Below are 13490 nucleotides of genomic sequence, written 5' to 3' on the forward strand. Positions count from 1 at the left end.
CAGGAGAATCCTATGTGTGGAATCGTTGGGGCTGTTGCCCAGCGTGATGTGGCTGGCATTCTGATTGAAGGCCTGCGTCGTCTGGAATACCGGGGTTATGACTCGGCTGGTGTGGCGGTCGTCGATGGCAGCAACGCGCTGAATCGTGTTCGTCGTCTGGGTAAAGTTCAGGAACTGGCGGATGCGGTTGCGGCCAGTCCGATTTCCGGCGGCACCGGCATCGCACATACCCGCTGGGCGACCCATGGTGAGCCATCGGAAACCAATGCTCACCCGCACATGTCCGGTGATGAGATTGCCATTGTGCACAACGGCATTATTGAAAATCATGAATCCCTGCGCGCAGTGCTGACTGAACGTGGTTATACTTTCCTTTCTCAGACAGATACCGAAGTGATTGCTCACCTGGTTGACTGGGAATTGCGCACAGCAGCCACCCTGCTGGAAGCCGTGCAGAAGACTGTAACTCAGCTGGAAGGTGCATACGGCACTGTGGTCATGGACCGTCGCGATCCGAGCCGGATTGTGGTTGCCCGTTCCGGCAGCCCGCTGGTGATCGGCTATGGTGTGGATGAGCATTTTGTGGCTTCTGATCAGCTGGCCCTGCTGCCGGTCACCCGCCGTTTTGCATTCCTGGAAGAAGGGGATGTGGCCGAAGTGACCCGTTTTGACGTGAAGATTTTTGACAAGCACGGCGAGCCGGTTGCACGCGAAATTAAAGAATCTGAAGTTTCCCATGACGCCGGCGACAAGGGCCAGTACCGCCATTACATGCTGAAAGAAATCTACGAGCAGCCGATTGCCCTGCAGCGCACGATGGAAGGCCGTCTGGCGAATGGTCAGGTTCTGGCTTCTGCGTTTGGTGAGCATGCTGCCGAGCTGCTGCAGAAAGTGAAGCATGTGCAGATCATTGCCTGTGGTACCAGCTACCATGCGGGTCTGGTTGCCCGTTACTGGCTGGAGCAATGGGCCGGTGTGTCCTGTAATGTGGAGATTGCCTCCGAATTCCGTTACCGCAAATCGCATGTGTTTGAGAACAGCCTGCTGGTGACGCTGTCTCAGTCCGGTGAAACCGCCGATACCCTGGCGGCGTTGCGTCTGGCGAAAGAGATGGGTTACATGGCCAGCCTGACGATTTGTAACGTGCCGGGTTCATCCCTGGTGCGCGAATCCGATCTGGCTTACATGATGAAAGCCGGGGCAGAAATCGGTGTGGCTTCAACCAAAGCCTTTACTGTTCAGCTGGCGGGCCTGCTGATGCTGGTGGCGGCAATTGGCCGGGGCAATCAGACCATGGATGCTGCGCAGGAAACTCAGCTGGTGTCGGCCCTGCAGAGTCTGCCGTCCAAAATCGAGCAGACGCTGGCGATGGCGGGTGACATTGAAGCACTGGCGGAAGATTTCGCAGATAAGCATCATGCCCTGTTCCTGGGCCGTGGTGAGCAGTCTCCGATTGCCATGGAAGGTGCGCTGAAGCTGAAAGAGATCTCTTACATTCATGCGGAAGCCTATGCAGCGGGTGAGCTGAAACACGGTCCGCTGGCCCTGATCGATGCCGACATGCCGGTGATTGTGGTGGCGCCGAACAATGAATTGCTGGAGAAACTGAAGTCGAATGTGGAAGAAGTCCGTGCCCGTGGCGGCCTGATGTATGTGTTTGCGGATGTGAATGCCCACTTCGCCAGCGATGACACCATGACCGTGCTGAACGTACCGCACTGTGATGAGTTTATCGCGCCGATCCTCTATACCCTGCCATTGCAGCTGCTGTCTTATTACGTCGCGCTGATCAAAGGGACGGATGTCGATCAGCCCCGGAACCTGGCGAAGTCTGTAACGGTTGAGTAAGTCCGGCTGATCTTCACCTCGGTGAGATTGCCATTCAGGATGTTCTGCTGCGTCAGAATTCAGTCCTGAACATAGCATGTGATGTCTATTTCAAGCCTCCTGTCGGGTCATACCCGGCAGGAGGTTTTTCATTGTGGGATTCATCTTGTTAATGGATATTTAACTTGTATCATATGTCGCCGGGATGTAGCGGACGAAAGAGCGAATGACGTGAAAGGAGTCTCGTAGATGCGCAGGATGTCGTGGTCAATCTGTGGGTTGCTGACCCTCAATGGGATAACGATTTTAGGGAATGCCCTCACAGAGGTGGCTATCCCCTGGCTCATTCTGGAAATCTCAGACAGCCCGGCTCTGGTTGCTGCTGTGATGGCTGCGAAAATCACCCCTGTGATTTTGTCGACTTTCTTTAGCGCGCCATTTGTCGATCGGTTAGGGGCATTCAGGGCGTCGGTCCTTTCTGATCTGGTGAACTTTTTCAGTGTCTTGCTGATCCCTGTTTTCTATCATGCGGATCTGCTGACCCTCAGTCTTCTGGCGGCATTGCTGGTGCTCAGCACGTTATTGGATACCCCAAGCCGTTTAGCCAAGGATGTGATTTTAAGACATGAAATCAAACGGCATCAGTTGGATCATCACCTGATTAATGGGGTGAATACCACCCTGGAAAACATCTGTGATCTTTTGGGCCCGGTGGTTGCGGCTCTGATTGTGGCGGCTTTTGGCACGATCAGCGCTCTGTACTTTGATGCAGCGACATTCTTCGCGGTTGCATTCGGCATGATTGTTCTGAAGAAGCATTTCAGGCCGGAGGCTGAACACACGGAGCCGGATTCTGCCCCTCCGCTGAGGTATTTTTCAGAAGGGATGAAGTACCTGAGACAGCAGCGCGCCCTTTTGTCTGTGCTTTACCTCAGTGCCACGGTTAATCTTGTCATCACCCCGTTCCTTTTTGTCTATCTGCCCTATTTGAACAAGTTTGTATTTGAGTCCGTGATGAGTCTGGGGGTATCCATGACATGCTTCGGGGCCGGTACCAGCGTTTCGTCTTTGCTTTTTGGCTTTTTCGGCAAGCGGTTTTCGAACCGGCAGATCATGTTCACGGGCTACTTATCGCTGGCGGTGGTGCTTCTCTCAATGTCATTCTTCGCGAGCCAGCCGCTGTTTTTCATTCAGCTTTTTGTTATCGGGCTGTGCCTCGGGTTTGCTGGTCCGATTGAAGTCACCCTGATCCAAACCGTGGTGCCTGAAGCTTTGTTCGGGCGGGTGATGACGCTGTTCTCTTCTGTCCGCTTTCTTTCAGTTCCCGCTGGCTATTTGGTGTTCGGCTGGCTCTTAGAGTCGGCTTTCGCGAACTGGACGCCGGTCGTCATGGCCAGTACCGTGCTGATGGGGGTCATTGCTTACTGGCGGATGAATATGGCTTCCTCCATACGCTTGAACCCGGCAGAAATTGAAAAGGACGTGTAAGACGTTCGCTTCATATTCAACGGGTTGCCCGGAATCTGTCCGGGTCAGTGACTGCTGAGTCAGACAACCCTGTCTTAGCGTTGAGATAAAGGCGTCAATTGTGGCGCCTGGATTCGGTTTCCGCTCCGCCCTGATCCCCAGCGTCTATGATTGAATACAGAAGTGACGTTTTTATTTGCGAAATCAGACGCTTTGCCTGAATCCTTCCGGTTTTGCATTGCACTTTGCAAGATGAGAATGTGGCTTCATATAACGTGCTGATAATAAATAAAAAAATAATAGCTCCTGAGTTGGCTGATTTTATGCTGGCCTTTGGTCAGTACATATTGCAGTGGTGGAGGTATTGATGACAGATCCTAAAGCGATGATCGCCTCGCGAATCAAGGAAGCGCGAGAGTGGAAAGGCCTGACTCAGGTACATATGGCCCAGCAGTTGGGCGTGGCGCGGCAAACTTATCTGGACCTGGAAACCGGAAAGACGGAACCCAAGGTGCGTTTGCTGTCAGCGATTTCGGAAATCACCGAGCGGCCGCTGACCTGGTTTGTTTACGGTGATGAGGGACTCGAGATTCTGGAAAGTGAATATAAAGAAGAAATTGATCGCCTGTTGCAGTATTTCAGCCGGTTGCCCCATTCGGCCCGGAATGTGATTTTGCAGCAGAGTATCAACCTGGCCAGTTTCATGGCGGAATATACCCGTGCGCTGACACAAAAAGATAAGTCCTGAAATCGCCCGGTAATCATCAGGGAATGACGAATCAGCAAGAGAAAACAGCCCCGACATGCGGGGCTGTTTTTGTCGCTTATTGGGCCAGGAAAAAGCGGTAGGCCGGGTTGTCGGTCTCGTCTTTCCACTGGTAACCCAGTTCACGCAGGTGGCTGGTGAACGACAGCAGGTCGTGATCTTCCAGTTCAAAACCGCACAGGACCCGGCCGTAGTCAGCGCCATGGTTGCGGTAGTTGAACAGGCTGATGTTCCAGTGGGTGCCCAGCGTGGTCAGGAATCTGAGCAGCGCGCCCGGATATTCGGGAAACTCAAAGCTGTAGAGGCGTTCCTGCAACGGTTTGGACGGCCGGCCGCCAATCATATAGCGAACGTGCACTTTGGCCATCTCGTCATCTGACAGATCCACCACCGGATAACCGCCTTTGCGCAGATCGGTAATGATGCTGTCCAGTTCTTCCTGTCCCTGGATCAGGCGAATACCGACAAACACATTGGCCAGGGTGTCATCGTTGTAACGGTAGTTGAACTCAGTAACCGCCCGGCCGCCCAGCAGGCGACAGAAATCAAGGAAGGCGCCCGGCCGTTCCGGTACGGTGACAGCCAGCAGTCCTTCTCGTTTTTCACCCAGTTCACAGCGTTCCGACACATAGCGCAGGCCGTGGAAGTTGAGGTTGGCACCGGACAAAATCGAGGCAAGCTGTTTGCCTTTCACCTGATGCTGTTCGCTGTATTTCTTCAGGCCGGCCAGCGCCAGCGCGCCGGATGGCTCGGCGATGGCCCGGGTGTCTTCAAAGATATCTTTGACCGCTGCACAGATCTCGTCACTGCTGACGGTAATGACATCATCCAGATACTGCTGACACAGACGGAAGGTTTCATCACCGATGCGCTTCACCGCGACCCCGTCGGCAAATTGCCCGACCTGATCCAGTGTGACCGGTTCACCGGCATCCAGCGCGGCCCGCAGACAGGCGGAGTCTTCGGCTTCCACGCCGATCACTTTGATTTCCGGCATCAGCTGCTTGAGCAGGACCGACACGCCTGCCGCCAGACCGCCGCCTCCGACGGGCACAAAAACATAGTCGAGGTGGCCGTTCTGTTGTACCAGTTCTATCCCAATCGTGCCCTGCCCGGCGATCACTGCCGGGTGATCGAACGGGGGAATGAAGGTGTAGTGATGTTTTTCTGCCAGCTCAATGGCATAGGCTTTCGCTTCATCAAAGTTGCTGCCGTGCAGCATCACTTCGCCGCCGAAGCTTTTGACAGCCTCCACCTTGATATCCGGGGTGGTCCGCGGCATCACAATGATGGCTTTCACGTTCAGCTGGCGGGAGGACAGTGCCAGTCCCTGAGCGTGGTTGCCTGCCGAAGCCGCAATCACACCGGCCTGACGCTGTGCCGGTGTCAGCTGGGACATCATATTGTAGGCACCGCGCAGTTTGAATGAGTGCACGGGCTGGCGGTCTTCACGCTTGATCTGGATACGGTTGCCCAACCGGCTGGACAGCCGCTCCATCTCCTGCAACGGGGTGACTTGCGCCACTTCGTAGACCGGTGCGCGCAGCGTCTCCCTTAAATAGTCAGCCCCGCTGAGAAACTCAGCGGCTCTGGCCTGTGTCAGCTCACTCATCATACTTACCCTTCCAGCTTGGATTTGTCGCGAACCGCACCTTTATCAGCACTGGTGGCCAGGTTGGCATAGGCGCGCAGGGCAAAAGACACTGTACGCTGGCGATCTACCGGTTTCCAGCCGCGTGCATCAGCAGCGGCACGGCGTTTGGCCAGCATCGCGTTATCAACTTTGAGTTCGATGCTGCGGTTTGGAATGTCGATCGCTACCCGGTCGCCGTCTTCAATCAGACCGATGGTGCCGCCATTGGCCGCTTCCGGAGACACGTGACCGATTGACAAGCCACTGGTGCCACCGGAGAAACGACCGTCGGTGATCAGGGCGCAGTCCTTGCCCAGTCCCATCGACTTGAGATAGGTGGTCGGATACAGCATTTCCTGCATACCCGGGCCGCCTTTCGGACCTTCATAGCGGATGATGACCACATCGCCTGCTTTGACTTTGCCGCCCAGAATTCCTTCCACGGCAGTTTCCTGGCTTTCGAATACAACCGCCGGGCCTTCAAAGGTCAGACAGCTTTCGTCCACACCGGCGGTTTTGACAATACATCCGTCAATCGCCATGTTACCGGACAGCACCGCCAGACCGCCGTCCTGACTGAAGGCGTGTTCTTTGCTGCGGATACAGCCGTTCTCGCGGTCATCATCCAGACTGTCCCAGCGGCAGTCCTGAGAAAATGCCTGTGTGGTCCGGATCCCGGCCGGACCGGCACGGAAGAAAGACTGTACGGCTTCGGAGTCGGTTTGCTTGATATCGTACTGCGTCAGTGCTTCGGCCAGCGTCATTCCCAGCACGTTCGGGACATCATTGTGCAGCAGTCCAGCACGATCCAGTTCACCCAGAATGCCGTAAACCCCGCCCGCACGATGGACATCTTCCATGTGATATTTCTGGGTTGATGGCGCCACCTTGCACAGGTGCGGAACCTTGCGTGACATGCGGTCGATATCTTCCATGGTGAAATCGATTTCGCCTTCCTGCGCGGCGGCCAGCAGGTGCAGCACCGTATTAGTTGAACCGCCCATGGCGATATCCAGCGCCATAGCATTCTCGAAGGCCTGTTTATTGGCGATATTGCGCGGCAGGACGCTGGCATCGTCCTGCTCGTAGTAGCGTTTGGTCAGCGTGACAATCCGCTGGCCTGCGGTCAGGAACAGTTCCTTACGGTCGGCATGGGTGGCCAGACAGGAGCCGTTGCCCGGCTGGCTCAGACCCAGGGCTTCAGTCAGGCAGTTCATGGAGTTGGCTGTGAACATGCCGGAGCAGGATCCGCAGGTCGGACAGGCGGATCGTTCGATCTGCTCGCTTTGTTCGTCGGAAACTTTCGGATCGGCGCCCTGGATCATGGCATCAACCAGATCCAGTTTGAGGATCTGATCCGACAGTTTGGTTTTGCCGGCTTCCATCGGGCCGCCGGAAACGAAGATCACCGGAATGTTCAGGCGCATAGAGGCCATCAGCATCCCCGGGGTGATTTTGTCGCAGTTAGAAATACAGACCATGGCATCGGCACAATGGGCGTTGACCATGTATTCGACCGAGTCGGCAATCAGCTCGCGGGACGGCAGGGAATACAGCATGCCGCCGTGGCCCATTGCGATACCGTCGTCGACGGCAATAGTGTTGAATTCTTTGGCAATCCCACCGGCTTTTTCGATTTCGGCTGCAACCAGCTGGCCGAGATCTTTGAGGTGCACGTGGCCCGGTACAAACTGGGTAAAGGAGTTAACAACGGCGATGATGGGTTTGCCAAAATCTTCATCTTTGACTCCGGTGGCACGCCACAGGGCGCGGGCACCGGCCATATTTCGGCCGTGGGTGGTGGTGGCGGAGCGGTACTTAGGCATAACGTGAAATTCCTTTTTGAGCCGCCGGTATGCAAGATACCGGCGGGACATTGTTGTGCTTGCTTATTATAGTGTGGTTTATTTTTCGGCCGGGTAGACCGGATCCAGCCAGCCCCATTTGTCTTCGGTCTGACCGTTGAACAGGCCGAAGAATGCCGACTGGACTTTCTCGGTGATCGGGCCGCGTTTGCCCTCACCCACGGTGATCTGATCCACACTGCGAACCGGAACGATTTCAGCGGCGGTACCGGTCATGAAGATTTCATCGGCCAGATACAGGGCTTCACGGGCAATGTTTTCCTCGCGGATTTCGTAGCCCATTTCGGTTGCCAGGGTCACGATCGCATCGCGGGTGATACCCGGCAGAATGGCGCTGGTGGCCGGTGGCGTGGAAATCACACCGTTGCGGATGACGAAGATGTTCTCACCGGCTCCTTCGGAGAGGTAGCCGCGCACATCGAGCGCGATGCCTTCTGCATAGCCATGACGACGGGCTTCCCCTCCCACCAGCAGTGAAGACAGGTAATTCCCGCCAGCTTTGGCTGCTGTCGGAATGGTATTGGGTGCCGCGCGGTTCCAGCTGGACACCATGGCGTCCACCCCGTTCGCCAGGGCTTCTTCGCCCAGATACGCACCCCAGGAGAAGGCTGCAATAATCAGGTCCATTTCGGTGCCGTTTGGCGGGCAAACGCCAAGACCGACATTCGGGACATAGCCCAGCGGGCGAATGTAAGCAGAAGTCAGTTTGTTGGCACGCAGGGTCTCGCGGCAGGCTTCCATCAGTTCATCCACGGTATACGGGATCGGAAAGCGGTAGATTTTGGCTGAATCTTTCAGGCGGGCCATGTGCTCACGATGACGGAAGACGATCGGACCGTTCGGGGTGTCATAGCAACGGATGCCTTCAAAAACGGAAGTGCCGTAATGCAGAGCGTGGGTCAGCACGTGAACTTTCGCGTCCTGCCAAGGAACCATTTCGCCGTTGAACCAGATGTAATCTGCTGTGTTTGCCATTGTCTAATCCTTTCGTTATGCGCTGATTTGTTGTTTTTGTTGCTGCTCTAAAATAGTAACGCCGGTGACATCCCACAATTTGTCCAACTGATTGTAGAGAGCAAGGATGGGACGCTCACTATCGACCGTGACTTCAATGTCGACGGACTTATAGTCTTCACTATGCGCCATTGAAAACTGTTTTACCATGAATCCGCGGTGGCGTGTGATCCGGAGAACACGTTCCAGGAGTTCAGGACGGCTGGCAGCTTGGATCGTTAAAGTATGCTGAGTCATTGTGGTTCCTCCATCATGTCGTGGTTGGCACCACCGGGGGGAACCAGTGGCCAGACGTTATCAGCTTCAGAAATGGCAACGTGCAGCAGATAGGCTGTTTCGCTTGCCAGCAGGGTCTCCAGCGCCGGACCAACTTCTTCCTTGCGCGTAATGGTCTGGCCCGGGATGCCGAAGGCACTGGCCAGGGTGACGAAATCCGGGTTATCGGACAGAATGGTTTCGCTGTAGCGGCCATCGAAAAACAGTTCCTGCCACTGGCGGACCATGCCCAGACGCTGGTTGTCCAGCAGGATAATTTTCACCGGCAGGCCCAGACGGCGGATGGTGCCCAGCTCCTGCACATTCATCATGAAAGAGCCGTCGCCGGAGACCAGCACCACCTGATCATCCGGGCGGGACAGTTTGGCGCCGATGGCCGCCGGCAGACCGAAGCCCATGGTGCCGAGACCGGCAGAGGTCAGCAGGTTGTGGGGCTGACGATGGGCAACATGCTGCGCGACCCACATCTGATGCTGGCCGACATCCGTACTGATCACTGTCCGGTCGTCCATCGTGTCTGACAGCTGTTTCAGCAGCAGCGGCGCGTAGATCTGCTCGCCCGGATGGTCATAGCGCCAGCCGTTTTCTGACATCAGACTGGTGACGTGCTGTTGCCATGGTACCAGTGACATCGGGCGGGCCAGCTGGGGCAGCACTGTGCTGATATCGCAACGCAGGGCGGCATGGGCACGGCGCAGTTTGCCCAGTTCGGCCGGATCGATATCCAGATGAATCACTTTGGCATGGGGCGCGAAGGTATCCAGCTTGCCGGTTACCCGGTCGTCAAAGCGGGCACCGACCGCAATCAGCAGATCAGATTCCTGGACCGCCAGATTCGCGGCTTTGGTGCCGTGCATGCCCAGCATGCCCAGATGATAGGAATAATCTTTGTCGACAACGCCCAGGCCTTTCAGGGTCGATACCGCCGGCATCTGTGTGGTGGCGAGGAAATCGCGGACCTGATCGACTGCACCCGCCAGTTGGACGCCGCCGCCGACATAAAGGATTGGACGCTGGCTGTCGGCTAACAATTGCTGTGCCAGTGCAAACTGTTCCGGATCGGTGGCAGGTAAGGCTGGCGCTTCGTGCAGCGGTGCCAGCGGATGGTCAATTGCAGTCAGCTGGACGTCTTTGGCGATATCGACCAGCACCGGACCCGGCCGACCGCTCTGGGCGATTTCAAAGGCTTCATTCAGCACAGCTGGCAGCTCGCTCGGATCTGTGACCAGATAGCTGTGTTTGGTGCATGACAGTGACATGCCCAGTACATCCACTTCCTGAAAGGCATCGGTGCCGATCATCGGGCTGGCGACCTGACCGGTAATGGCAACCAGCGGTATGGAATCGAGCATGGCATCAGCCAGTCCGGTGATCAGGTTGGTAGCGCCCGGTCCTGAGGTCGCCAGGCAGACACCAAGGGTGTTGCTGGCTCTGGCATAGCCGATGGCGGCCATGGCGGCTCCCTGTTCGTGGCGACACAGAACATGCCGGAGTCCGCCGTCGTACAAGGCATCATAGATGGGCATGATTGCGCCGCCCGGATATCCGAATACGGTGCTCACCCCTTGTTGCTTCAAGGCTTCTACTACTAACTCTGCGCCTGTCATCATGGCTCCCTGTTTTGGATGACCTTGGCCGGTTGCTGCGATTTATTGGTTTGGTGCAGTCTTTTCCCGGCTCAGGTATGAAAAAAGCCCCCGGACCTTTCGGTGCGGGGGCTTTTTCTGCGTGTGTTTGCTTGTGTGCTATTTTCCGCCTGCCAGCCCCCGTCGCGGTGAAATAATCACCACGATGACGTTGATAATGAGGACTAGTAGGTTGAGGTTAAATAGCATTGACTTGTCTGTCCAAAATTCTTGTATAGATGTTGTGCGCCTTTAGTCTTATCACAGACTTTCGTCGCATGACAAGAAATTTGTTGTGGTTATTTTCAATACGCATTGGATATCTTGCAGACATTGTGCTGCCTCACCTCAGATATTTAGTGAGAAGGTGGTTAATTTCGATATTCAAGGGGATGAAAATGACGCTGGCAATCGTGCACAGTAGGGCTTGTGTCGGAGTTGATGCTCCGGCTGTTACCGTGGAAGTTCACCTCAGTAATGGTCTGCCTGCGGTGAATCTGGTCGGGCTGCCGGAGACGACGGTGAAGGAAGCGAGAGACCGGGTCAGAAGTGCCATCGTGAATGCCAATTTCGAATTTCCGGCCCGGCGGATTACGGTCAATCTGGCGCCCGCGGACTTGCCGAAAGAAGGCGGTCGGTTTGATCTGCCTATCGCTCTGGGTATTCTTGCAGCTTCCGGGCAGATTCCGGATAGTAAGCTGCACGATCATGAATTTTTAGGGGAATTGGCGCTTTCCGGTGAACTGCGGCCCGTGAAAGGCGCCCTGCCCGCCGCACTGGCGGCCAAAGAGGCCAACCGTTGTCTGGTTTTGCCGGATGCCAATGGAGATCAGGCCGCGCTGGTGGGCCGCGACAGACACAAATCAGCCGCCAGTTTGCTGGCGGTCTGCGCTTATCTGTGCGGACAGGAGGCCTTGTCGCTGCATTGCCGGGAACCGGGACAGCGCGAGCAGGTAAATCACGGCCGGGACATGCAGGACATTATCGGTCAGCAGCAGGGAAAACGGGCGCTGGAAATTGCAGCTGCAGGCGGACACAACCTGCTGTTTGTCGGCCCGCCCGGCACCGGTAAGACGATGCTGGCCTCGCGGCTGTGCGATCTGCTGCCCGAGATGGCTGTTGAGGAAGCACTGGAAACCGCTGCCATTACTTCTCTGACCGCTCAGTCGCTCCATGCCGGTAACTGGCGCAATCGTCCGTTTCGGGCACCGCATCATTCCAGTTCAATGGCAGCACTGGTCGGCGGCGGTTCGATCCCCCGCCCCGGTGAAATCTCGCTGGCTCATAACGGCATTTTGTTTTTAGATGAAATGCCGGAGTTTGAGCGGAAAGTACTGGATTCTTTACGGGAACCGCTTGAATCTGGCGAGATCGTGATTTCTCGTGCCAGCAGCAAAACCACCTTTCCGGCACGGTTTCAGCTCATCGGGGCACTTAATCCCAGTCCGACCGGTTACTACGAAGGCAGCCAGGCGCGCACTAATCCTCAGGCGATATTGCGCTATTTGGGACGACTCTCCGGCCCTTTGCTGGACCGGTTTGATATGTCGATTGAAATACCAGCCCTGCCTCGGGGAACACTGGCGCAGGGCGGCGATCGAGGCGAAGCCACGCCTGTGATTAAGGAAAGAGTGGCTGAGGCCCGCAGTCGGATGCATCACCGCAGTGGTAAGATCAATGCCCTTCTGGGAACCCGTGAGCTGGATAAACACTGTGCCCTGGCCAAAGTTGATGCGGAATTCCTCGAAACCGCCCTGCATCAACTCGGGCTGTCGATTCGCGCCTATCACCGGATTATTAAAGTCGCCCGCACTATCGCCGACTTGGCCGGTAAGCCTGACATTGAAAGGGCGCATCTGGCTGAGGCATTAGGCTACCGCGCCATGGATCGATTGCTGAAGCAATTGACGAGTCAGGTGGTGTGAACCGATCTTCTGCGTATAATGCTGGTTGCTAAATTAAGAGATTGATTTTAATTTGATTTGTTGGGTTTGGTGGTAATGTTGACGAGTATTTAAATCGGAAGTTGATATGAAAGATCATCCATTTTCAATCGCAGAAGGACGGACAAAGTTTTATCGTTTTCTGCGTTTCATACTGATGAATGTTGCATTTGCGATTGATGGCGCCTTGGTCACAATATTTATCAATATGCTCCCTAACTTTTTTGGTGTGGATATTAATGCTCCCGTAATGGAGATGACAAATAAGTGGTTGGTTATTGGTCTTATTTTTCTGATAGGTTTGGGGTTTGTTTTCTTGATGTATTACTCTATGAGGGCCTGTGACTGGCTCAGCAAACAGCTCAGGATCTAGTGGTTGTTCGCTTTCCAGATTCATTTAGATATAAAAAAAGGGCCATCCGGCCCTTTTTTCATCGAGAAATCAGACTTATTTTTTCAGCAGGAAGTTGATGAGCTCGAAGTACTCATCGGCTGATTTCACTTTGTCGGTTTTTACCAAGTATTTATTGTTGACGATAACCGATGGGACGCCGGTCAGGCCACTGTCACGGAAGCCTTTGTTGTAACGATTGACCATCGAGTTCACAGCAAAGCTGTTGAAGGCACCATCGAAATCCTCAGCTTTGACACCGTTGTCCAGGAAGATTTGACGCAGTTCTTCGTCGTTACGCGGTGCTTTATTCAGCTTGTGGATCTGGCTGAACAGAACCGGGATCAGCTTGTCTTCAATATCCAGGACCACGGAGGTTGCATAAGCCTTGCTCATGGAAGTACCCATGTTACCGCCCATGAAGGACACATGGTTTTTCTGGAACTTGGCATTGTCCGGAAGTTTGGTTTTCAGCTGCTGGATCAGGGGTTCGAAGTTGTAGCAGTGCGGGCAGTAAAACGAGAAATACTCAGTGACCACCTGATTGGAAGATTTTGGTTGTTCCAGTACCTGATAGTAGTCGCCTTCGGTAAACTGGGCGGCATAAGCCGAAAAAGACAATAGCGCTGCGGTTGCCAGTGCGAAAAGTTGTTTAAACATGTATCGGGTTCTCCCTGAAAAAT

Annotated in this window: 11 protein-coding genes; 5 read left to right on the forward strand and 6 right to left on the reverse strand. The window is 54.9% G+C overall.

From position 1 onward, the window contains the following. The first annotated feature begins 12 nt into the window (after window positions 1-12). The 3 genes from glmS to ACYP03_RS21380 all read left to right on the forward strand — a co-directional run bounded on the left by glmS (window position 13) and on the right by ACYP03_RS21380 (window position 4042). Complete coding sequence (gene glmS, locus ACYP03_RS21370; RefSeq protein ID WP_459782045.1) at window positions 13-1848, forward strand: glutamine--fructose-6-phosphate transaminase (isomerizing); 1836 nt, start codon at window positions 13-15, stop codon at window positions 1846-1848. Between the two features lie 228 nt (window positions 1849-2076). Next, window positions 2077-3315 (forward strand): MFS transporter, encoded by a 1239-nt coding sequence (locus ACYP03_RS21375; RefSeq protein WP_459782046.1) that lies wholly within the window; start codon window positions 2077-2079, stop codon window positions 3313-3315. Between the two features lie 346 nt (window positions 3316-3661). Then, entirely contained in the window at window positions 3662-4042 is a 381-nt protein-coding gene (locus ACYP03_RS21380) for a helix-turn-helix transcriptional regulator (RefSeq protein WP_036751176.1), read from the forward strand. 76 nt (window positions 4043-4118) lie between these two features. Here ACYP03_RS21380 and ilvA read toward each other — a convergent pair whose 3' ends face one another. From ilvA to ilvG, 5 genes are all read right to left on the reverse strand, one after another. Further along, the gene (gene ilvA, locus ACYP03_RS21385; RefSeq protein ID WP_248144774.1) at window positions 4119-5672 is read right to left on the reverse strand and encodes a threonine ammonia-lyase, biosynthetic; all 1554 of its coding nucleotides are present in this window, start codon (window positions 5670-5672) and stop codon (window positions 4119-4121) included. A 5-nt stretch (window positions 5673-5677) separates the two neighbouring features. Beyond that, window positions 5678-7519 (reverse strand): dihydroxy-acid dehydratase, encoded by a 1842-nt coding sequence (ilvD, locus tag ACYP03_RS21390; RefSeq protein ID WP_459782047.1) that lies wholly within the window; start codon window positions 7517-7519, stop codon window positions 5678-5680. 78 nt (window positions 7520-7597) lie between these two features. Continuing rightward, on the reverse strand, window positions 7598-8533 hold the full coding sequence (locus tag ACYP03_RS21395; RefSeq protein WP_459782048.1) for a branched-chain amino acid transaminase: 936 nt from the start codon (window positions 8531-8533) through the stop codon (window positions 7598-7600). Window positions 8534-8548: 15 nt separating this feature from the next. Then, window positions 8549-8809, reverse strand: a complete 261-nt coding sequence (gene ilvM, locus ACYP03_RS21400; RefSeq protein WP_248144750.1) for an acetolactate synthase 2 small subunit — start codon at window positions 8807-8809, stop codon at window positions 8549-8551. Further along, a complete protein-coding gene (gene ilvG, locus ACYP03_RS21405) occupies window positions 8806-10455 on the reverse strand; it encodes an acetolactate synthase 2 catalytic subunit (RefSeq protein WP_459782049.1) in 1650 nt (549 codons plus the stop codon). The genes ilvM and ilvG overlap by 4 nt, the downstream gene beginning before the upstream one ends. Window positions 10456-10871: 416 nt before the next feature. Between ilvG and ACYP03_RS21410 the strand changes: the two genes are divergently transcribed. Continuing rightward, the gene (locus ACYP03_RS21410; RefSeq protein ID WP_459782050.1) at window positions 10872-12398 is read left to right on the forward strand and encodes a YifB family Mg chelatase-like AAA ATPase; all 1527 of its coding nucleotides are present in this window, start codon (window positions 10872-10874) and stop codon (window positions 12396-12398) included. Window positions 12399-12504: 106 nt separating this feature from the next. Further along, the gene (locus ACYP03_RS21415) at window positions 12505-12789 is read left to right on the forward strand and encodes a hypothetical protein (protein WP_459782051.1); all 285 of its coding nucleotides are present in this window, start codon (window positions 12505-12507) and stop codon (window positions 12787-12789) included. A 75-nt stretch (window positions 12790-12864) separates the two neighbouring features. Here the strand turns inward: ACYP03_RS21415 and ACYP03_RS21420 are convergent, their stop codons facing one another. Further along, the gene (locus ACYP03_RS21420) at window positions 12865-13467 is read right to left on the reverse strand and encodes a thiol:disulfide interchange protein DsbA/DsbL (protein WP_459782052.1); all 603 of its coding nucleotides are present in this window, start codon (window positions 13465-13467) and stop codon (window positions 12865-12867) included. Between the last annotated feature and the right edge of the window lie 23 nt (window positions 13468-13490).

It is taken from the genome of Photobacterium sp. R1 (assembly GCF_054600795.1).